This window comes from Desulfogranum marinum (genome assembly GCF_016918565.1).
GTDB classification, from domain to species: Bacteria; Desulfobacterota; Desulfobulbia; order Desulfobulbales; family Desulfobulbaceae; genus Desulfogranum; species Desulfogranum marinum.
Genome location: NZ_JAFFQD010000005.1, coordinates 22,094 through 43,684 on the forward strand (window position 1 = coordinate 22,094; position 21,591 = coordinate 43,684).

20 protein-coding genes and 1 tRNA gene are annotated in these 21,591 nt (G+C 47.1%); 15 read left to right on the forward strand and 6 right to left on the reverse strand.

Translation table 11 applies throughout. The features are described from left to right. Window positions 1–170: 170 nt before the first annotated feature. Window positions 171–791, reverse strand: a complete 621-nt coding sequence (locus tag JWH17_RS04750; protein ID WP_205221434.1) for a site-2 protease family protein — start codon at window positions 789–791, stop codon at window positions 171–173. Window positions 792–1,154: 363 nt separating this feature from the next. After that, the gene (locus JWH17_RS04755) at window positions 1,155–3,842 is read right to left on the reverse strand and encodes a CBS domain-containing protein (protein ID WP_205221435.1); all 2,688 of its coding nucleotides are present in this window, start codon (window positions 3,840–3,842) and stop codon (window positions 1,155–1,157) included. A 265-nt stretch (window positions 3,843–4,107) separates the two neighbouring features. On the opposite strand from JWH17_RS04755, the gene JWH17_RS04760 reads away from it, so the two are divergent. The 12 genes from JWH17_RS04760 (at window position 4,108) to JWH17_RS04815 (ending at window position 15,627) form a co-directional block, all read left to right on the forward strand. Beyond that, window positions 4,108–4,183 (forward strand) — tRNA-Gly (locus tag JWH17_RS04760). A gap of 179 nt (window positions 4,184–4,362) precedes the next feature. Beyond that, complete coding sequence (rimP, locus tag JWH17_RS04765) at window positions 4,363–4,824, forward strand: ribosome maturation factor RimP (protein ID WP_319549401.1); 462 nt, start codon at window positions 4,363–4,365, stop codon at window positions 4,822–4,824. Window positions 4,825–4,900: 76 nt separating this feature from the next. After that, window positions 4,901–6,319 carry a transcription termination factor NusA gene (gene nusA, locus JWH17_RS04770; RefSeq protein ID WP_205221436.1) on the forward strand — a complete coding sequence of 473 codons (1,419 nt, stop codon included), beginning with the start codon at window positions 4,901–4,903 and terminating at the stop codon, window positions 6,317–6,319. Further along, a complete protein-coding gene (locus JWH17_RS04775; protein WP_205221437.1) occupies window positions 6,306–6,536 on the forward strand; it encodes a YlxR family protein in 231 nt (76 codons plus the stop codon). Before nusA ends, JWH17_RS04775 begins: the two co-directional genes overlap by 14 nt. A gap of 26 nt (window positions 6,537–6,562) precedes the next feature. Further along, a complete protein-coding gene (gene infB, locus JWH17_RS04780) occupies window positions 6,563–9,400 on the forward strand; it encodes a translation initiation factor IF-2 (RefSeq protein ID WP_205221438.1) in 2,838 nt (945 codons plus the stop codon). 18 nt (window positions 9,401–9,418) lie between these two features. Then, the gene (rbfA, locus tag JWH17_RS04785; protein ID WP_205221439.1) at window positions 9,419–9,814 is read left to right on the forward strand and encodes a 30S ribosome-binding factor RbfA; all 396 of its coding nucleotides are present in this window, start codon (window positions 9,419–9,421) and stop codon (window positions 9,812–9,814) included. Continuing rightward, a complete protein-coding gene (locus tag JWH17_RS04790) occupies window positions 9,801–10,787 on the forward strand; it encodes a DHH family phosphoesterase (RefSeq protein WP_205221440.1) in 987 nt (328 codons plus the stop codon). Before rbfA ends, JWH17_RS04790 begins: the two co-directional genes overlap by 14 nt. Continuing rightward, window positions 10,784–11,584 carry a tRNA pseudouridine(55) synthase TruB gene (gene truB, locus JWH17_RS04795; protein WP_232370905.1) on the forward strand — a complete coding sequence of 267 codons (801 nt, stop codon included), beginning with the start codon at window positions 10,784–10,786 and terminating at the stop codon, window positions 11,582–11,584. The genes JWH17_RS04790 and truB overlap by 4 nt, the downstream gene beginning before the upstream one ends. A 120-nt stretch (window positions 11,585–11,704) precedes the next feature. After that, a complete protein-coding gene (gene rpsO, locus JWH17_RS04800) occupies window positions 11,705–11,974 on the forward strand; it encodes a 30S ribosomal protein S15 (RefSeq protein ID WP_205221441.1) in 270 nt (89 codons plus the stop codon). Window positions 11,975–12,188: 214 nt separating this feature from the next. Then, on the forward strand, window positions 12,189–14,276 hold the full coding sequence (gene pnp / locus JWH17_RS04805) for a polyribonucleotide nucleotidyltransferase (protein ID WP_205221442.1): 2,088 nt from the start codon (window positions 12,189–12,191) through the stop codon (window positions 14,274–14,276). Window positions 14,277–14,369: 93 nt separating this feature from the next. Beyond that, on the forward strand, window positions 14,370–14,828 hold the full coding sequence (gene dut, locus JWH17_RS04810) for a dUTP diphosphatase (RefSeq protein WP_205221443.1): 459 nt from the start codon (window positions 14,370–14,372) through the stop codon (window positions 14,826–14,828). Between the two features lie 16 nt (window positions 14,829–14,844). Further along, on the forward strand, window positions 14,845–15,627 hold the full coding sequence (locus tag JWH17_RS04815; protein ID WP_205221444.1) for an MBL fold metallo-hydrolase: 783 nt from the start codon (window positions 14,845–14,847) through the stop codon (window positions 15,625–15,627). A gap of 15 nt (window positions 15,628–15,642) precedes the next feature. Here the strand turns inward: JWH17_RS04815 and xerD are convergent, their stop codons facing one another. Together xerD and rpsU are read right to left on the reverse strand one after the other, a co-directional pair. Next, window positions 15,643–16,590 carry a site-specific tyrosine recombinase XerD gene (xerD, locus tag JWH17_RS04820; RefSeq protein ID WP_269755815.1) on the reverse strand — a complete coding sequence of 316 codons (948 nt, stop codon included), beginning with the start codon at window positions 16,588–16,590 and terminating at the stop codon, window positions 15,643–15,645. An 11-nt stretch (window positions 16,591–16,601) separates the two neighbouring features. Next, entirely contained in the window at window positions 16,602–16,793 is a 192-nt protein-coding gene (gene rpsU / locus JWH17_RS04825; RefSeq protein ID WP_369125042.1) for a 30S ribosomal protein S21, read from the reverse strand. A 278-nt stretch (window positions 16,794–17,071) separates the two neighbouring features. Between rpsU and JWH17_RS04830 the strand changes: the two genes are divergently transcribed. After that, a complete protein-coding gene (locus tag JWH17_RS04830) occupies window positions 17,072–18,007 on the forward strand; it encodes a D-alanine--D-alanine ligase family protein (protein WP_205221445.1) in 936 nt (311 codons plus the stop codon). A 44-nt stretch (window positions 18,008–18,051) separates the two neighbouring features. Here JWH17_RS04830 and serS read toward each other — a convergent pair whose 3' ends face one another. Continuing rightward, window positions 18,052–19,329: a serine--tRNA ligase gene (serS, locus tag JWH17_RS04835; RefSeq protein ID WP_205221446.1), complete on the reverse strand. Its 1,278-nt coding sequence runs from the start codon at window positions 19,327–19,329 to the stop codon at window positions 18,052–18,054. Window positions 19,330–19,848: 519 nt separating this feature from the next. Here serS and tatC point away from each other — a divergent pair. Next, window positions 19,849–20,619, forward strand: coding sequence for a twin-arginine translocase subunit TatC (gene tatC / locus JWH17_RS04840; RefSeq protein ID WP_332468369.1), 771 nt, complete (start codon window positions 19,849–19,851; stop codon window positions 20,617–20,619). 4 nt (window positions 20,620–20,623) lie between these two features. Here the strand turns inward: tatC and JWH17_RS04845 are convergent, their stop codons facing one another. Continuing rightward, complete coding sequence (locus JWH17_RS04845) at window positions 20,624–21,043, reverse strand: 2-thiouracil desulfurase family protein (protein WP_205221447.1); 420 nt, start codon at window positions 21,041–21,043, stop codon at window positions 20,624–20,626. A 39-nt stretch (window positions 21,044–21,082) separates the two neighbouring features. Between JWH17_RS04845 and JWH17_RS04850 the strand changes: the two genes are divergently transcribed. Then, entirely contained in the window at window positions 21,083–21,409 is a 327-nt protein-coding gene (locus JWH17_RS04850; RefSeq protein ID WP_205221448.1) for an FtsB family cell division protein, read from the forward strand. The last annotated feature ends 182 nt before the right edge of the window (window positions 21,410–21,591 follow it).

A 21,591-nucleotide genomic window follows, 5' to 3' on the forward strand; every position in this document is an offset into this window, starting at 1 on the left:
TCGTAACTTCAGCAGCACGCCAACTTTTCACCATCTGCCCACCCACCATACCGATGTATCGAGGTCGGAACTTATCTGCTCATCGGTTAGCTGATAAATATTTGGTGCACTGCGGTACAGTCGCAGATCGAGGTGAAGACGAGGCGATTTGATGTTACCTGTTGGGCTGGTTAGCCGAGCAGTAAATCATTTGAAAAACGAATGATGGGCATGATCAGCTTGGGGATGATGCCGGTATAAAACAGGGCCAGAAGCAAGATAAAGCCAAACGGCTCCAATTTAATATATGTCCGAACCGCTGACGGTGGCAGGAGTCCCATCAGTACCTTGGACCCGTCGAGCGGGGGAATGGGGAGGCAGTTGAAAACCGCGAGCATGATATTAATCCAAACAGATGCCACCAGCATGCTCACCAATGGCTGCAGGATGAAAATGGGTATAAATGACAGCATAACAAAAAACTTGGCAAGAATGGCGCTGGTAATGGCAAGAAAAACATTCGCTCCCGGACCTGCCAGTGCCACCAAAATCATCCCTTTTTGTGGGTCGCGGAAGTAACTCGGGTTTACCGGTACAGGCTTTGCCCAGCCTATTTTCATTATGATAAAGGCTAAAACACCCAATGGGTCAAGGTGCTTTAATGGATTAAGGGTCAGGCGGCCTGCTTTTTTTGCTGTAGGATCACCAAGGTGATAGGCCACGTAACCGTGAGCCAATTCGTGTAAGGTGAGGGCAAACAGAAAGGGAGGCGTGAGAATAATGAGCTGTTGTATAATGTTGTTTATCTGCATGGGAAAATAAGTCGTGGGTATGTTCAAAAAATAGAGTCATGAGAGGCGCTATCAAGCAAGCAACACCTTAAGGGCAAAACTGGAAAAAGCGAGAAAGAATTTTAGTAATTGTTCAGTAGCACCCCACGAAGGCTGGGCTTACCTCTGCCCACAATCTGGCAAGAAAACATAGTTTTTCTATGGGTGTCCAGGCTGATCGTGAGCATATGGAAGACTACTGAACAGTTAGAGTTGAGGGGCAGCCGAGGTCGCTACTTAATTGTCGGGTATTCAAGAACTCTACCTCAATAAGGGTATGAAACTAACACTACTTACCTTTTCAGAATGGCATAAAATGCTCATGAGACATTTTGATTCTTTTGATTAAACGAGCCGGGTATCGTTGACGGGATAGGTCGATGTGATGAAGCTCAGCGCCTGATCATGGGTTGTGACCTGTCCGTCGAGCTGCACTTCGATAAGGTGGTTGAGCATGGAACGGAAGGCTGGGCCGGGTTTATAACCAAGCTCTTTTAGCTCGTTGCCGTTGATAAGCGGTGTTTCGTTGCGCAAGGTGGTCACGAAGAGGGATACAGCCTGCTGGATATGTTTTTTTCGGGCAATAGTCATCAGGTAGAGCAGTCCTTCGTTGTCGAGATCGCCAAGCAGCCAGTAAATTTCACTTGGCTTCATATAGGGACGCTTGAGCATATCCTTGGCAATACGTTCCACATCTGTTTTTTGCTGCACTAGTTTTTTCTGCAACTTGATGGGCAGGTCAAACCGTGTACAGAAATTTACCAGTTCTTTGGTTCTGGAGCGACTCATGATCGCCAACAGGTGCACGATCCATGGTTCTAGTTTTTCCGGGAGGTATAGGAGCTTGAACCAGGATATGGATCGGCTTGCCTGGGTGATGAAATGGACAAACCGCCTGTCAATTTTAAGGTTTGGGCGGAGGTCCGGCCAGAGAAAGGGGAACAGTTTGAAGCTTGCCAGTCGTTTGAGTGCCGGTAAAGGATTGTTTTCAGAAAGGATCAGCTTAAGTTCATAGAAAAAACGCGACTCTTCAAACCGATCAAAAAGATGCATGTCTACAGCGTTTTTGATCAGTTTTTCGGTATGCCGTGTTATTTGGAAATCAAGGCGGCCTTCAAACCTGATTGCTCTGAATATACGGGTCGGGTCTTCAACAAAACTTAAATTGTGTAATACTTGAATTCGTCTTTCCTTGAGGTCGGTTTGGCTGCTGAAATAATCGGCAAGTGTGCCAAAGCGTTCCGGGTTAAGATGGATTGCCATCGCATTAATAGTGAAGTCTCGACGATAGAGGTCAAGTTTAATCGAACTCAGCTCTACTGTGGGCATAGCAGCCGGGTATTCGTAGTATTCCAGGCGGGCGGTGGCAACGTCGACCCTGGTATCGTCAGGGAAAATGATAGTTGCTGTTGCAAATTTTTCATGGGTGCGCACCGAGGCTTTATTTTTTTCAGCATAGGCTTTGGCAAACTGAATGCCATCGCCTTCGATAACAACATCTATATCATTGTTATTTATGTGCAGGAGCAGATCTCGGACAAAGCCACCTGCAACATAGGCATTACATTGCATTTGAGCGGCAGCCTCGCCTATGTCCCGGAGGAGGACAACTATGTTCTTAGGCAGTACTTGGGTCATGGTACCGCTTAGGTTACGGCTTCTTTTGACCGAAGGTCTGTTGTCTTCCTGGAGGAGATCGGCCGGGAGGTGGGATGGGTCGTTTATAAGAAGGTTGAGCAGGTCGGTGCGGGTGATAACCCCCATTACCTCTTCGCTTTTGACTATGGGGATAAGCCGTTGTCTGTTTTCGATTATCAGTTCCTGGATATCTGCAAGTGTTGCAGTTGCCGGCAGGGTTGCCACTTCTGTGGTCATGTAATCTGATACCGTCAGACTTCCCAGTTTGTGAAAAATAGCCTTTTCTGCAACCATGCGGGAGATCATGCCCATGAAGCAAGATGGCCTTTCCCCTGTTTCCGGGTTGCCTCCTTTTTGGGCAACAGGGAGAACGGTGACGTTGTAACGGGTCATCATTTTGTTTGCTTCATCAATGGTTACATCGGGGGTAACCGCTATAACCGGCGATGACATCAACTCCCCGGCAATGGCTTTGGGCTGGATATGACGATGAAGCAGGTGGACAAGTTTTTCTTCTGCCTCATAAAGCGTCATGTCCTTGACCGTTGCCGACGCTGCCGATGCGTGTCCTCCACCACCATAGGCGCGGGCAATATTGCCCACATTGACTTCAGGGATTCTGCTTCGGGCAATAAGATAAATACGTTCTCCCATACTTATCAGGGCAAACAAAACATCAATGTTTTCCATAACCACCATCCGCTGGACAATGCTTGAAAAATCATCAATGTATTCAGGGAGAATCAGCTTGGTCAGGGTCACATTTACCGAACCGATGTTATAGATGGTGGCATTTTTGAGCAGTTTACCGAGAAACTTTACTTGCTGGGCGCTTAACTCTCTTGAAACAAATTGATTAACTACGTCAAGGTTGACCTCGTGCTGCAAGAGCCAGGAGGCTGCCACCAAATCTTCAGGGTGTGTGGTGGAGTGCAGGAAGTTGCCCGTATCCTGATATATACCCAGTGCCATCAGGGTCGCTTCCTCAGGGGTAGGTACTATTTCATTTTTTTGAAAAAGTTTAGTGAAGATAGTTGTAGTGGATCCCAAATTTTCGATGACTTCCAGGCTGCCTTTGATGTCTGTTGGCGAGTTAGGGTGATGATCGTAGAGGTGGATATCGATGCCGGGATTGTCAAGACAGGTCGCAAGTTCTCCGATACGCTCTGCGTGGCGGGTGTCGACGATAATCAGTCGCTTAACCTTGGCCAGTTGTATATGTTTTATTTTTTTAAAGGCGTAGATGTTACGAAATTGTTGAACAAGGTAATCCCGCACCCTTTTTTCCTGTGAACCTGGAAAGACCAGTTCAGCTTCAGGGTAGAGCTTTTTTGCCGCAATCATAGAGGCAAAGCTGTCGAAATCTGCATTGATATGAGTCGTTATAATCTCCATATCTTTGCTTATACAATAAATTTATGAGCTGGTAAACGCGGTAATAGAGGCCACAGGGATGGAATGAAAAAAGTGAGGGATGGGAGAATTGTCGGTTCAGGTTGAGAAAATATTGCAGCAAAGGTGGGTTGCATGATTCCTTGTGTCAACTATAGTGGCATCTGTTTTTCGGGTGTCCGTCAGTAAGAAGAATGGTCATCATTTTGTTGTTGCTTGACAATTGACATGTGATGGGTTATTTTTAGGGGCTGTAGTAAGCTGATGAGCGGGTGTAGCTCAGTTGGCAGAGCACAAGCTTCCCAAGCTTGGGGTCGCGGGTTCGAGCCCCGTTGCCCGCTCCAGGCCGCGCTAACACCTCCGAGCAATAGGTGAGTAGCTTTGCTTGGAAATGACATACGCCGCATTTGCCGGTGTACGTGAAAGTGGGCTTTGCCCGCTTTTTTTATTGTCTTTTAGGCAGAATTTGGAATTCTCCAGAGCAAAATATTTTATAGGCTGCTGGGAAAGGACTGGGAAGGTCGTGGATACTGCAAGTAATCAAATTGTTGATACCATTGAAGCATTTGCCGGACCACTTTTGGCCGATATGGGAATCGAGTTGGTCGAGGTGCAGTTTAGGCGTGAAGGTCACGGATGGGTGCTGCGTTTTTTTATTGATAAGGAACAAGGTGTAAACTTAGACGATTGCGCTACTGTAAGTCGGGAAATAAGTGCTTATCTTGAAGTGGAAGATGTTATAGATCACGCCTATCACTTGGAGGTCTCCTCTCCCGGAGCTGAGCGGCCATTAAAAAAAGAAAAAGATTTCGTGCGTTTTGCTGAGAAGAAGGCGCGGGTAAAAATGCGTGAGCCTGTGGGTGACCAGAAGGTTTTTACTGGCATTTTGCAAGGCGTTGAACAAGGCTCGGTTATTCTTGATCAGGACGGGCAAAAAATACTGCTGGATATTTCGAAGATATCCAAGGCTCGTCTGACATTATAGTAGTAAGTGCCGGCGAATTGAATGTGCCAAGACGGTTGCCGTTAATAAAGGCGATTGTCGGAGCTGGAGTGAAAAAATGGTAGGGACGGAAAATTTAAAACGCATCATTGATCAAATTTGTCGGGACAAGGGAATTGATCGAACGTTGCTTGTAGACGCCATCGAAGAGGCTGTGCGATCTGCTGTGCGAAAAAAGTACGGAAGTCGACGCGATATCGAGGTCCAGTTCAGTGAAGATTTGGGCGAAATAGAGGTCTTTCAATACCGTACAGTTGTTGACGATGTCTTTGATGAAGAAACGGAAATTTCTTTGGAAGATGCTCGTCGTCTTGATTCGGAAATTGAATTGGACGACGATCTCGGTGAGAAAATGGATAATATCGCTGACTTGGGGCGTATAGCTGCGCAGTCTGCGAAGCAGGTTATTATTCACCGCATGCGCGATGCCGAGCGGGATGTCATATACGATATGTTTCGTGATCGCGAAGGGACTATCGTCAACGGGATTGTGCAGCGATTTGAACGTGGCAACATGGTTATAAACCTTGGCCGAACAGATGCTATTTTGCCGAGAGACGGGCAGATTCCAAAGCGTTCTTTTAAACAGGGAGACCGGATTCGTGCCTTTCTGCAAGAGGTTCGTCATGAATCTCGTGATGCACAGCTTGTTCTCAGCCGTACCTGTAACGAGTTTTTGGTCAAACTGTTTGAGGTCGAGGTTCCTGAGATAGCAGAAGGGATTGTGAAGATCATGGGCGCAAGCAGAGAGCCGGGATTTCGTGCTAAAATTGCCGTTTCTTCCATAGAGTCTGATGTTGATCCGGTAGGTGCTTGCGTGGGCCTTAAAGGATCGCGGGTACAGAATGTCGTACAGGAACTGCAAGGTGAACGAATAGACATTGTCCCTTGGAGTCCGGATCCTGCTAAATATGTATATAATGCATTGGCGCCTGCAGAAGTGTCCATGGTAATAGTGGACGAGGATCGAAAATCCTTGCTGGTTGTGGTCCCGGATGATCAGTTATCCCTGGCTATAGGTAGGCAGGGGCAAAACGTACGACTGGCTTCTCGGTTGCTAGGTTGGCGAATTGACGTGAAGAGTGAGCAGCGCTATGCCAATATGGAAAATCCCGCTTATAAAACGCTGACTGTAATTGAGGGTGTTGATGAAGGCATGGCGGATAGGCTGTTTGCTGCCGGTATAACTTCTTCTGCCTTGCTGGCTGCCCTTGATGAAGAAAAGCTGATGGACATTGTGCGGGTGGATAAAGAAAAAGCCGCCGCCATCCTGGAGCGTGCTGCCCTCGTGCCGGTACCTGAAGGTATAGAGGAGGCTGTCAATTGTGAGCCTGCCGTTGAGATGAAACCTGAAACGGCAATGCCGGCTGAAGAAAATTCGGCTGAACAAGCAGTGCAGGTTGAAGAAGAAAGTGGCTTGAATTTATCAGTGACAGGTGATGCAGAGTCAGGGGAATCTGACGGTGAGACACCGTGAAAAAAAAACGTATCCAGTGCGGACATGCCGGGGCTGTGGAACGAAAAAACCACAGCAGGAATTGCTTCGCCTGAGTCTGCAGGAAGGTCAGCTTGTGGTTGACGTTGATAGACGTCTGCCTGGGCGTGGCCTGTATTGTTGTGATGATGAGCAGTGCCGTAAACGACTGGAAAAAAATAAGAAAGTGCTGAAACGTGCGTTTCGCCTTAAAGTCTGACGCGTTAAAGAAGACAGGAGCATGCAATGAGTAGGGTCCGTGTATACGAACTGGCAAAAGAAGCCGGATTAAAAAGTAAGGAACTGGCTGCTAAGCTGATAGCTATGGGATACCCTATTAAAAGTCACAGCTCAACAGTTAACGATGATATGGCAGCAGATATCCGACGTAAAATTAAAGATAATGCTGTAACCGGCGTGGCTGAGGGACGTATTGATCTTAAGGATCGCTCTGGCTCCTCCAAGAAAAAATCGACTACCATTGTCAGGCGACGTTCGAAAGCGCAGAAAGAAGAAGCATTGAAACAGCAGGAAGAAGCCGATGCTGTTGCCCTGATGGAGGAGGAGGCTGAACTCCAAAAGGAAGAAATGGCAGTAGACGCTCAACCTGCAGTTACTGTAGATGCAGTTGAAGAAACATTGCCGTCTGTGAAAGAGGATGCAGAGTCGTTGGTCAGCGAAGACGCAGAGAGCGCGTCGGATGTACAGGTTGATGAAACGGTTGCTGCTGATGTTGAGGGTGGTCCGGAAGTATCCAGTGGAAAAGTTTCCGAACCGGCAGCAATTGATGAAGTCAAAAAGGGAGAAGAGACGGAAAGCGATGCTCTTCAACCAGAAGAGGTTAAGGAGTCGGATTTGGAGCAGCATCAAGCATCTGTTGAAGAGCCTGCTGCGAAGCAGGTTGTAAAACCTGTAGCAGGCAATGGTAACGGACAACCGAGAGAGTCTCGGAAATTGGCCAAAGTTATTGGAAGGGTTGAGATTCCCAAACCAGCTGAGAAAAAAGCAAGGCCTCCCCGCAGGCCACCAAGGCCGGCACCGGTGCAAAATAAAAGACCTGGTGCTGCAGTAGATCCAGCAGGACAAGCACCGCCCCCGGCAGGAAAGGGGAAGAAAAAAGGCAAACGGGTCGTCGCTATTCAATCGGAAGATGAAAACCGCGCTAAAAAAACCACCAAAGGAAATAAGCGAGGACGAGGCGGTAAGGTCGAATTTTCAAAAAATGGGGATGTCGAATACATGCGTCCTCGCAAGGGAAAACGGCGTAAAGATAGTGGTCGCAAAGAGAAGGCTGTTCAACAGCCTGTAGCGGAAGCCAAAGCTATTAAAAGGCGTGTTAAAGTGCTTGAAACGATCAGCGTCGGTGATCTGGCCAAGCGGATGGGTGTTAAGGCTAATGAATTGATTGCTGCTTTGATGAAGCTTGGCGTAATGGCAACGCTGAACCAGGCGCTGGATATTGATACTGCAACTCTGGTTGCTGCTGATTTTGGATACGAAGTTGAGCAGGCAATGACTGAAGAGCTGGAAATGGAAGCATTTCAGGAACTGGAAGAGGAAAAAGGCGGCGAAGCCGTGCCTCGCCCACCTGTCGTCACCGTCATGGGGCATGTCGACCACGGAAAAACATCTATTTTGGATGCCATTCGTAAAACAGATGTTGCAGAGGGTGAAGCTGGAGGTATTACACAGCACATAGGCGCATACCATGTGCAGGCACCGTCCGGCGATTTAACCTTTGTCGATACTCCTGGTCATGCAGCATTTACCGAAATGCGTTCCAGAGGGGCTAAAGTTACAGATATCGTGGTGTTGGTTGTTGCTGCAGATGATGGCGTTATGGATCAGACAAAAGAGGCCATCGCACATTCCAAGGCTGCTGGGGTTCCAATTGTTGTTGCTGTCAATAAAATCGACAAGGACAATGCCGATCCGGAAAGGGTTAAAAGAGAATTGGGCGAATACGATCTGCTGCCTGAGGAGTGGGGCGGCGATACTATGTATTGCGAGACATCAGCCAAGAAAGGTATCGGCATAAATGAACTGCTGGAAGCTGTTCAGTTGCAGGCAGAGATTCTCGAACTTAAGGCTGATCCTACTCGAAAGGCCAAAGGTACCGTTATTGAGGCACAACTGCATAAAGGGCGTGGTCCTGTGGCCACTGTCCTTGTCCAGGAAGGAACGTTGCGCGCTGGAGACAATTTTGTTGCCGGCATGTTCAGCGGAAAAGTACGGATGTTGATTAATGAACGGGGAGAAAATGTTGACGAAGCCGGCCCTGCCATACCGGTTGAGGTTCAGGGTATTTCCGGCGTACCGCAGGCTGGAGATGAGTTTGTAGTGCTCAGTAACGAAAAGATGGCGAAATCTCTTTCCGGTTCGCGTCAGTTGAAGGCAAGGGAATCTGAACTTGGTTCTGCATCTAAAGTTTCGCTCGACAATCTGTTTGAAAAGATGGCTGAACAGGAAGTGAAGGAGCTTAGAGTTATCCTTCGTGCCGATGTGCAGGGAACCTTGCAGGCGTTTGGACAAGCCGCAGAAAAACTGTCTACCAGTGAGATTAAGGTGCGTGTCCTTCATGAGGGAACAGGTTCGGTGACCGACAATGATATCCATCTCGCTGCTGCCTCTGATGCCATTATCATTGGTTTCAACGTACGCCCATCCGTAAAGGTGAAGGAACTTGCAGAGCGGGAGCAGGTAGATGTTCGATCCTATGATGTTATTTACCATGCTTTGGAAGATATCGAAAAGGCCATGGTTGGCATGCTTGATCCTACCTTTGAAGAGCGCGTAATCGGCACTGCCGAGGTAAGGAATACTTTCCAGGTGCCAAAAGTGGGAATAGTTGCCGGCTGTTCGGTAATTGACGGGAAAATAGAACGTAATGCGAACGTTCGTGTGCTCCGTGACGGTGTTGTTATTTATACCGGCAAGATCGGCTCTCTGAGACGCTTCAAGGATGATGTTAAGGAAGTGCTTACCGGTTTTGAATGTGGTATTGGCGTCGAGAATTTTAACGACATTAAACTTGGCGATAATCTAGAGGCGTTTGTCCTTGACGAGATCGAGGCAACCCTGTAAACGGATCTGACTGAATTGATGGATTTTGATTTTAACCTGCCGGGACTTGGGCGTCCTGAGAGCTCACGGCCAAAACGAGTGGCAGAAGCTATAAAAAATGAACTGTCTCTTATTTTGCTGCAGAAGGTGAGTGATCCGCGGTTGGCATCTGTTGCAATTTCCCATGTTGTGGTTGCACCTGACCTGAAGTATGCAAAAATTTATTTTACTTTACCTGCGGGTGAGCATGTTGGCCCGGTGAAAAAGGCATTGACCAAAGCGAAAGGTTTTTTTCGCAGTCATCTGGCCCATACCATGAATCTCCGCTACACTCCGGAGCTGCTGTTTTCTTATGACGACCAGAACGAGGAGTTGGAGCGGATCGATGAATTGTTTCGCCAGATAGAAAAGGATAAAAAAGATGGCAACTCCTGAACAGGTACAGGCGGCAATCCAGCAAGCCGATAATCTTGTTTTAGCCACTCATATTAATCCTGATGGGGATGCCATCGGTTCCTTGCTGGGGATGATGCATATCTTACAGGGGATGGGCAAAAAAGTATTCGCCTATCTCGAAGAACCGGTAAGTCCGCTTTATCGGTTTCTTACCGGGTGTGGTCATATCCAAACCGATCTGGGCGCGTTAGCTGATTTTGTCGATAAGGCGCAAGGTAATATTCTTGGTGTTGCCCTTGATTGTGGGGACCGACAACGACTGGGCAAGAATGGTCCGCATTTGTTACAGATACAACCATTTTTGGTTATCGACCATCATCAGGGAAATAATGGGTTTGGTGGCATTGCCTGGGTTGAACCCGGTCGATCATCGACCGGAGAAATGGTGTACGATCTAGCCCGGTCCCTTGGTCGGGAAATAACAACGGAAGCTGCCGAATGCCTCTATGCTGCAATAACTACTGATACGGGATCTTTTAAATACGAATCAACCAGTGCACATACGATGCAGGTAGTGAGTGATTTGATTGCTTGCGGTGTACAACCAGCGGTCATCTGCTCCAATCTGTATGATAATTATACCCTGGGTCGTTTGCACCTCCTCCAAGAGGTTTTGGCCGGTCTTGAAATGTACCACAAGGATAGGATCGCCGTGATCAGGGTGACCCGTAATATGCTTGAGCGTACCTTTACTACCATGGAAGACACCGAACATTTTATCAACCTGCCTCGCTCCGTACGCTCCGTACGCGTTGCTGTTTTCATTAAGGAAGCCGATCAACATTCAGTTTCAGTGAGTATGCGTGCAAAGGGAAAGTGTGATGTGGCTGCCGTTGCTGCCAAGCTTGGTGGCGGAGGTCATAAAAATGCCAGCGGATTTCGATGTCATAATAAAAGTATCGACGAAGTGCGGGATTTGCTTGTACCGTTATTGCAGCAGGCAATGGCTTGAAAAATGAAACAGGGAGCTTGTTCGCCTTAAAGGAACAAAAATTTACAGCAGGAGTGTTTCTTGTCGATAAACCGGTGGACTTCAGTTCTTTTGCCATGGTGCGCAGGGTAAGGAAGTTACTCGGCATCAAAAAGGTCGGGCATGCCGGGACGCTGGACCCGTTTGCCAGTGGTTTGCTGATTATCTGTGCCGGTCGACCCGCAACCCGCAATATTGATCGATTTATGGTCGGGCGTAAAACCTATGAAGCGACTCTTCAACTTGGTGTAGAGACTACGACTCAAGATCCTGAAGGAGACGTGACGGCGACGTGTGCCGTGCCTGAATTATCACAGGTCGATGTTGATGAGTGTCTGCGTACTTTTATAGGCCCACAGATGCAAGCGCCACCAGCCTTTTCTGCAGCCAAACATAAGGGTAAACCTCTTTATCACTATGCCAGAAAAGGTATAGTGATTACCAAACCACCCAAGCCGATTGAAATTTATTCACTGATCGGTTCCCTGCATGCTCAAGATTGTTTAAAAATAGAAGTTACATGCAGTCGCGGAACCTATATTCGTGTTTTAGCCGAAGATATAGGGCGTTTTTTAGGATGTGGTGCCCATCTTACAGCGCTGAGGCGGACTGTAAGCGGTCCTTTTCGAGTAGAGCAGGGGGTTTGCGGTACTGATTTGGTGGAAGAGAACGGGCTGCACAGTTTAGCTTCGACCATGCTTTCAGTGGAAACAGCCATTGAAAAGAGTGAGCAGGAGTATCACAAATTACATCCATGTGCATTGCATAGTGGTGAATAATGTTTACATGTCCTTCGAAGTTATCCCTCTGATTTCGGTACAAGGGCAATTTATCCAGACTCCAGTCAAGGCTGAGGGAAAACGCTTTGCTGGTAGCAGAAGGAAAAATGGAGGTGCTTAATGGCACAGTCAACAGCAGTAAAAAAAGAGATTATTGAAAAATTCAAAACCCATGAAGGTGATACCGGTTCATGTGAGGTGCAGATTGCATTGCTCACTGACCGGATTAAGTACCTGACTGATCATTTCAAGACACACAGCAAGGATCATCATTCTCGCCGCGGTCTTTTGAAACTTGTTGGTCAACGCAGAAGTCTGCTGAAATACATGCAGAAAAAAGATATTGTTAAATATCGGGAACTCATTAAAGAACTCGGTATCCGTAAATAAAATTTGCGGGCAGAGAACCGGTGAAGGTTCTCTGCCCGTTTATATTGCCCGGACCTTGTTACAGTAAATGAAAGGAAATAAAGACACAAAGGATGCAGAGATAATGCGCATGTTGCTTTTATCGCTACATCCTTTGTGGCTTTGTAACCAAATACAGCTGTAACAGGTTCATCTATTCCTATTGTGTTCCGACAAGTTCGGAACAGGAGAATCTATGTATAGTTTAATTGAAACAGAGATCGGTGGTCGGAAGATTACTTTTGAAACTGGAAAAATGGCCAAGCAAACCAGTGGGTCTGTGGTCGTTTCCAGTGGTGACACCACCGTATTGGTTACTGTCGTTGCTGATAAAAAAACCAAAGATATGGGTTTTTTGCCTCTGACCATCGAGTATCAGGAAAGAATGTATGCTGCCGGTAGAATTCCAGGCAGTTATTTCCGACGAGAGATAGGCCGGCCCAGTGAAAAAGAGATCCTCACCTGCCGTCTTATAGACCGGCCACTCAGGCCGTTATTTCCTGAAGGGTATATGTCGGAAACCCAGGTGATTGCCACTGTTTTTTCAGCAGACCCGGAATTTGATCCGGATATTTTGGCTATGAATGGGGCTTCTACAGCCTTAATGCTCTCCGATGTTCCTTTTGCCGGACCTGTTGCAGCGGCAAGGGTCGGGTACATTGATGGTCAATATGTAATAAATCCGTCTACTCAGCAGTTAGAAAAATCTGCAATGAATCTGGTCGTCGCTGGAACCCCTACTGCTGTAGTAATGGTAGAGGGAAAGACTGGTGAGCTTGCAGAGGATGTTGTTCTTGAAGCTATCTTTTATGCCCATGAAAAGATTCAACCGCTGATCGAGCTGCAACTGGAATTGCAAAAGCAGGTAGGAAAAGCCAAGCGTGAAGTAGTTGTGCCTGTGGTAAATGAGCCTCTTAAAGCCGCCGTTGAAGCACTTGCCGCCTCTGGAATGGAGGAAGTCGTCACCACTGCCGAGAAAATAGCCCGTGGCGATAGGTATGACCTGCTTAAAGAAGAAGTGCTTGCCCAGGTAGACCCGGAGCTTTACCAAGATGAGCGAGAGGTCTTTGATCTGCTGAGCAGTTATAAAAAACATGTTATGCGGGACCGGATTGTCTCCCAGGGGCAGCGACTTGATGGTCGATCGTTTGAAGAGGTCAGGCCTATCAGCTGTGAAGTCGGCATATTGCCCAGAGCCCATGGGTCAGCTCTTTTTACTCGTGGTGAAACCCAAGCTCTGGTTATCTCAACTTTGGGCAGTGAGCGTGATGAACAGCATCTTGAAGGGCTCAGCGGGGATGTCTATCGCCGTTTTATGTTGCATTATAACTTTCCTCCATTTTGTGTTGGGGAAGTTAGATTCTTACGCGGTCCAAGTAGACGTGATATCGGACACGGTACCCTTGCCCGCAGGGGTGTGAGTGAAGTGTTGCCTGCGGCGGATAAATTCCCTTACACAATGCGCGTTGTATCAGAGGTGCTGGAATCAAATGGCTCCTCATCAATGGCAACTGTGTGTGGCGCTAGTCTTGCGCTGATGGATGCCGGTGTTCCTGTAAAGGCCCCTGTTTCCGGTGTTGCCATGGGATTGATCAAGGAAGGAGACAATGTCGTTATCCTGACTGATATTCTGGGTGATGAGGATCACCTGGGAGACATGGATTTTAAAGTTGTCGGGACCGAAAAGGGGATAACCGGGCTCCAGATGGACATTAAGATCGATGGTGTAGACCGAGAAATTATGGGCAAGGCCCTTGAGCAGGCCAAAAACGGCAGGGTTCACATACTTGGTAAAATGGTTGAGGCCATAGAAATACCACGTGAAGGCGTTGCCGATCATGCGCCTAAGTACGTGAGCATCAAGATTAATCCAGACAAAATCCGTGATATCATTGGCCCCGGCGGTAAAATTATCAGGGAAATGACCGCAGAATTTGATTCTAAAATTGATGTTGAAGATGATGGAACCGTTAAGATTTTCAGTAACAGCAGTGAATCCTCCAAGGCCCTTGTGAAGCGGATCGAAGAAATAACTGCGGTACCCGAGGTCGGAAAAATCTATGAGGGTGAAGTGAAAACCATCAAAGATTTCGGAGCATTTGTCCAGATTCTTCCTGGTACAGATGGCATGGTTCATATCTCTGAGCTGAAAAACAGCCGGGTGAATAAAGTGACTGACGTTCTTAAAGAAGGGGATGTGGTCAGAGTCAAGGTCATTGAGATTGATGGTCGTGGACGGATTCGCCTGAGTCGTAAGGCTGCTCTCGCAGAAGGTGAAGAATAGTAGTCTAAGTAAATATATAAGATCAAGAGCCGGTTTCCGATACGTTGGAAGCCGGCTCTTTTGTTCTCCATATTATTATAGTGACCAAAAAAGATGGAAAAGGTACAGGTTAGTTTTTCGTGGATAGATGCCGAAAGGGATAAAGATCTAGCACCACCTGCGTATGAAACGGTCCAGGCATCAGGGATGGACGTAGCCGCCGCTGTCAGCGAACCGATGATACTGGAACCAGGAGCGAGGATTTTAGTGCCGACTGGTTTTGCGGTGGCTATTCCTGCTGGATATGAAATACAGGTTCGTCCACGTTCGGGGCTTGCAATAAAGTTTGGTATTACAGTTATCAATGCTCCTGGAACCATTGATGCCGACTATAGAGGGGAAATTAAGGTAGCACTTGTGAATTTGTCAAATAAACAGTTTACCCTTTATCGTGGCGACCGAATAGCGCAGCTCGTGCTGGCCCCCGTTTGTCAGGCCAATCTTGAAGTTGTCGACGCGTTGGATACAACGCAACGAAATGATGGTGGCTTTGGGCACACAGGTATTCGTTGACAAGGCAAAACATATAATGAAGGTCTGTGTTCTTGGCAGTGGCAGTAAGGGAAACTGTACGTATGTTGAGTATGGCTCAACCCGGATTCTGATTGATGCCGGTTTTTCGGGTAAGGAGATAGAGCGCAGACTGGCAGTAATCGATAGATCTGCGGTGGGATTGAGCGCAATATTTGTCACCCATGAGCACAATGATCATATTGCCGGTGTCGGTGTGTTGTCGAGGCGTTATGGGGTGCCGGTTTTTATAAATAATGGAACCTATCAGGCTGCGCACCGTAAACTAGGCAAGTTGACCATGTTGCAGTCCTTTACAACCGGGGAAGTCGTTACTGTTAACGAGCTGCAGGTTCATCCTTTTTCCGTAGTCCATGATGCGGCGGATCCCGTTGGGTTCGTCATCCGCACCGACAATTTTTGCGTTGGTTACTGTACTGATACCGGGCAGGTAACCAGACTTATCAACTACCACCTCCGATCTTGCAGTACGTTGATTCTTGAGGCAAATCATGATCCCCGGATGTTGAGGGATGGCCCTTACCCAGTGGTGCTCAAGCAACGTATCCAGTCAAAAAATGGTCATCTTGCAAATGGTGAGGCAGTGCGGTTTGCTTCCAGTTTAGCCCAAGGGGTTCTACAGCACCTGGTGCTGGCCCATATTAGTGAGACGAACAATCACCCTGATTTGGTGCTCTCTGAGGCGGAGAAAGCTTTTGTTGGATGCAGAAATGTCGAAGTGCATCTTGCCCGTCAGGATCAGCCCGGCCCATTGCTTAGTGTAAAACAGAAAGAGGAATGATTCTTTTTGCCACCACTACCCTCTGGGGTGAAAGCGCTGGTGGATTGATTTTAATCTGTCCGTATCAATGTGGGTGTATATCTGGGTGGTGGTAATATCTGCATGACCAAGCATCATTTGCACTGAGCGAAGGTCTGCTCCACCGCTCAGGAGGTGAGTTGCAAAGGAATGGCGAAGCATGTGCGGGCTTATATCTTGTTTTATCCCCCTAGCCCTGGCCGTTTCCCTAAGAATTTGCCAGAATCTGTTTCTTGTCATTGCTCTGCCGCGATTGGAGAGGAAGAGCATCGTATTGGTGCGATTTTTCACCATGGCTGGCCGCGCACGTTCCATATATTCTCGAATACAGGCCGCTGTTTTTGCATCAAAAGGGACTAGCCTTTCTTTGTTGCCCTTGCCAAGTATGCGTAGATGGCAGGTGGCCAGATTGCATCCTTTTAAGGGGATGGAAACCAGTTCCGTCACCCTGACCCCTGTTGCATAGAGCAGGTGGATCATGGTCCAGTTGCGTATATTGATCGGAGTCGGCAGAAGTGGCCGGGTGAGCAGCAGATCAATCTCCTCTAGGTGCAGAGCTTTGGGTAGGTTACGTCCGATTTTCGGTGAATCAAGCTCAAGAAGAGGATTGGTGGTAATAATTCCCTGTGCCACTAGATAGGCAAAGAAAGCACGCAGCGCTGCAAGTCGCCTCGCACTGGAACGTGCACTGTGTTTTTTGTTATGGCAATGTGCAAAGAAAAGCTGAATATGCTTTTTGTCTACCGCAGCACAGCTTGTAACATGTTGTTCGGCAATAACAGATATAAACAACTGAAGATCGGAGCGGTAGGCTTCAATTGTATTATGGGCTAACCTTCGCTGAACAGTAAGATGCTGCAGGAAAAGTTCGAGGTGGGCGGGTAGATCTATTGTTTTGTGATGAATGGCGTGTTTTCCAACAAAAATGTCCTGGCTTTTGACCAGGACATTTTTGTTTAACCTCGATTTTTCATCCGGTTAAACTTACGAAGTTTTCGTAGTGCTTCGGCAGCTTTGCGGCGTTTTTTGACGCTGGGTTTTTCATAAAATTCACGTCGCTTCAGCTCTCGCTTGATACCGTCAATTTGCAGTTTTTTCTTCAATTGCCGAATTGCGTATTCAAGGTCACCTTTGACTTCTACTTCGATCATGATTGAATCACATCCTTGTTAGAGTGCTATTTATTATTAGGGGTTGAAAAAGTATTCAAGAGAGAGAATCTACTTAAAATGAATACACGTGTCAATAAAATTGCACCAAAGTTCGGTGACTTTTGCATAATGACTGCTCTTTTTTTGCGGAGGAATTCGGGACTATGGTTCGTTGTGCTGCATAAAGAGCAGAACTGTAAAGATAATTGAGTGATAATGCATTTTTTGTCCAAAGTGGTAGAATGCAGGAATTATATAACAGCAAGGAGGTGATTATGGCAAAAATTCGATTGGCGCTTATAGCCGGTGGCAAGTCAGATGAGCGTGAAGTTTCATTAAACGGTGCTGCAGGGGTTGAAAAAGAGCTGGATGGTAACAAGTATGATGTGATTCGCTATGACCCCGCAACTGATTTGGAAACCATCGCCCATAATGCTGAAAATATCGATGTCGCATTTGTGCTGCTCCATGGTTTATTTGGCGAGGACGGCACTATTCAAGGATTTTTAGACCTGCTTGACATACCTTATCAGGGTTCAGGGGTTCTAGGCAGTGCTCTGGCAATGAATAAGAACCTGGCGAAAATTTTATATAGGCTCAATGGATTACCTGTTGCGCCGTGGGTAATGGCCGAGAGGGAGGACCGGGAAGTTCCGCAAAGAATTAACGAGCAACTGAATTTACCCTATGTTGTAAAACCGGTAAAACAGGGATCCTCCATCGGCATGACTATAGTCCGGGAAAAAGAAGCCCTTTCAGCAGCCCTGGACCTGGCCTTCAAGCATGATGATGAAGTTATGGTTGAGGAGTATATAGAGGGCAGGGAAATTACTGTTGGCGTGATCGGTAATGACGAGCTGATAGCATTGCCTCTTGTGGAAATTATTCCGGATAGCCGGTTTGATTTTTTTGATTATGAGGCCAAATATGTGGCTGGAGCAAGTCAAGAAATATGTCCGGCAGAGGTGAGTGAAGAAATACGTGATACAGCGCAGGCATATGCTATTACAGCCCACCGCACCTTACAACTGCGTGGTTACAGTCGCACTGATATGATTGTCAACCAAGATGGCATTTTTGTGCTCGAAACCAACACTATTCCAGGGATGACCCTAACCAGCCTCTTACCGCAGGCCGCAGCCGAGGCTGGGTTGCCGTTTCCTCAGCTTTTAGACAAATTGATTGAGCTTGCCATGGAAGGACGGCGGTAAAGAAAGCACCGTCCCTCCATCGCTGCAGGATTGACTGTTGGCCGTTATGAAAGAAAACGGTTTTCGAAATAGGGTGTGAGCACTTCGGGGATGGCTACAGAGCCATCCTCTTGCTGGTAGTTTTCCAGGATTGCGAGCAGGGTTCGCCCAACAGCAAGGCCGGATCCGTTCAAGGTGTGGACCAGGCTGCTTTTTTTCTTGCCATCAGGCCGATACCGGATCCCGGCCCGCCTTGCCTGGAAGTCGAGGAAATTAGAGCAGGAAGAGATCTCGCGATAAGCGTTCTGTCCTGGCAGCCACACTTCGATATCATAGGTCTTGGTGGCGGAAAAGCCGAGATCGCCGGTACAGAGATTGACCACTCGGTACGGTAACTGCAGCAATTGGAGTACTGTTTCAGCTTCTTCAAGGAGACGTTCGTGCTCTTGCTCCGATTGTTCCGGAGTTGTAAATTTAACGAGTTCTACCTTTTCAAACTGATGTTGGCGGATAAGTCCGCGTGTATCCTTGCCGTATGAGCCTGCCTCTGACCGAAAACAGGGGGTATAGGCTGTATAGTACAGTGGGAGTTGGTCTTCACGCAGGGTCTCGCCTGCGTGGATATTCGTAACAGGAACCTCAGCTGTGGGAATAAGCCACAGGTCCCAATCTTCAATTTTAAACAAGTCTGCTTTGAATTTAGGCAGCTGGCCTGTCCCCGTCATGGTGGCTGAATTGACCATAAATGGGGGCAGTACTTCAGTGTAGCCATGTTTTTGGGTATGTAGATCAAGGAAAAAATTCACCAGAGCACGGGAAAGGCGTGAACCGAAACCTTTGAGTAGTGAGAACCGGGCCCCGGCTAATTTCGCTGAGGTCTCAAAGTCGAGGATGCCGAGGTCTTCTCCAATCTCCCAGTGTGGTTTAGGGGTAAAAGAAAAAGACGGTATCTTTCCCCATTTTTTGATTTCAACATTATCGCTGTCATCGTTTCCCTGGGGGACAGTATCGTCACATAAGTTGGGAATGGAGAGGACTATATCACTTAATTGCGTCTCGATCTCAGCCAGATCGCTATCAATTGATTTGACCTGATCACCAACTTCCCGCATTTCCCGGATAAGTGGCTCGGCCTTTTCATGTTCTCCTGCCTGTTTCAGAGGGGCGATTTCCTTGGAAACAGTGTTGCGTCTATTTTTCAAGGTTTCAACTTGACCGAGGAGCGAAAGTCGTTGGTTGTCTAGCTCCGAAAAATGTTCGAAGAGAGATGGATCAATCCCCCGAAGGATACTTTTTTCGCGGACAAGCTGCAGGTTCTCTCTGATAAACCGTAATTCTAGCATGGGAATACACTGTGCAGGAGTTAATGAAGGAGTAACAATTTAAAAAAACAACCTCTTTTATTATCATGGCTTTTCTGTAAACGCAACGGCAATAAGGTCTGATTCCGCTAAAGCCGGATGACTTATTTTTGAAGTTGCTTTTTGTGTAGCCGAGCCGGACAATTGAGCATTTCCATAAAAAGGGAAAGACAGAGGCTGGGCTGCCAACGGCAAAACTTTTTGCAGCGCTACATTAGATTGCTATAATGGTTTTGGTCTGCTAGTTTCTGAAGTTATTTTTGGACGGGATCGTCGATCTATTGGTCTTCGATACCGTGGTGTTTTGTATAACACGCAACGCACCATCTACTTGTCGTTACAGTATAAAAACTTTTTCTGCAGAGCTTGAGCTAACCAGAGTCTTCGCTACCTGTATACCTTTATTTGAACTAAATCGTCTTTGAGCGTATGGTAGGCTCGTTGTGAGGCTGTCTTTTTTTCAACCACTTTTGTCGCACCCTGTCTTGGGAATTGTATATTGTGAAAGTTAGTAAGAACCTTATTGTTTTTCTCTCGGAATTGAGAAAGTCGATCAAGCTGTCGGCCGTAAGTCTGCTGGTCATGACCGGCTGCATTTTTGCGCTTTCCAGCGGATTGATCTCTTTGTTTCAGCAGCATCTGGATGAACAGCTCTATTTTTTTTCAGTAGCCGGACCTTTTCTTGCGCATGTTAAGGTCTCTTTTTTGGGGGCGATCTATGTCTTGATGCCTTTGTTGACCTATGTTTTATGGAAGGCCATGGGGAAGCCTTTCAACGTTACCGGCAGACGTCTTTTTTGGTTTGTGGCAGCTACCTGTAGTCTTTTCTACGCAGGAACCATTTTTTGTTTTTTTGTCACCTTGCCCTATGGAGTCCAATTTTTGTTGAGTTTTCAGTCTGAGGATATGCGGGCAGTTATCTCCATCGGTCGATTTGTCAATTTTATCACATTGTTTATTCTAGCGTTTGGGGTTATTTTTGAGCTGCCGGTATTTATGATTTTTAGTGCTCAGGTTGGTGTCTTTACCCGTCGGGCATTTGAGAAAAACAGGCGATTTGCAGTACTCGGTATTGCCATTCTTTCCGCGCTGCTCACCCCTACGCCAGATATAGTAAACATGGCACTGATGGGAGGACCGCTATACTTGCTGTACGAAGCCGGTATCCTGTTGATACGGATTTTCAGGCTGGAAAAAGCGCAAGCCAGTGTACCTGTTCCAGCGGAAGATGCACAGGAAACAAGGGAAAACGAAAAACAAGAGCGCCCCTGACGGGTTAATCGAATTCAAGAACGTGTATACCTTGCTGTATAAGCAAGGCTGCCGTCACGCCGGCATTGCCATTGATAGCACAGGAGGGGCTGCGTGATTTTAGGTAGCAGGTCGTTATTTTCTGGGATTGGGCAATGGAGAGAACCAGCTCTGCCCCTTGAATAAAGTTTGAGGTGACATCGTTATTATTACAATCCAGAACGTGTGCCTTGCCCTTAAGAACATCAAATCCATTGCCACCAATAATTGAAGCGGCTGGTCGAGGTGTTGGTAATCCTCCCAATTGCTCCGGGCAGACCGGTATCCAGAGAGTTTTTTGCAGGCAATGCATGCAGGAATGGTTTTTTTTACTTTTTCCGTCGTATCGTGTCGAGAGCCCTGTAAGGCAGGCACTGACCAGGCATTTTTCAACGTAATCGTTCATGGTACCATTTTCAGGGGTGTTGGTAGGGGATGTTAAAGTATGGCAGAGCGTAGAGATCTTCGGCAGGTACAGCGTAATAGGAAGATATTGTGGCGTATTGGTTTGCTGGTTGCCGCATGTGGTCTGCTTTTACTTCTTTTTATGCCGGGAAGAGGGCTGCTGCACTACTATAAGCTGCAACGAAATGTACAAACATTAACCCAGGACAATATTCGTTTGCAAGAGGCCAATAATGCTCTTACAGAAGAAATACATCGTTTGAAAACCGACGATGCCTGTATCGAGAATTTGGCCAGGAAAAAACATGGTATGTTGAAAAAAAACGAGGAAGTTTACGATTTCAATCGATATAATAAGAAGAAATAGCTTCTTTTTTTCAACTTCTGTTTGTCTCGCCTGCTGCAGTTAAAGGGTGCAGCCTTCGCTGCACACACCCTATTTGTTGTATAGGCCACCCGGGCCCATATCTTTTACGCTCAGGAAAAACCGGATGTGGAAGAACATCCAGGTGAAGCTGAACCCAGAGAGGACGGTGCCGAAGACCCTAT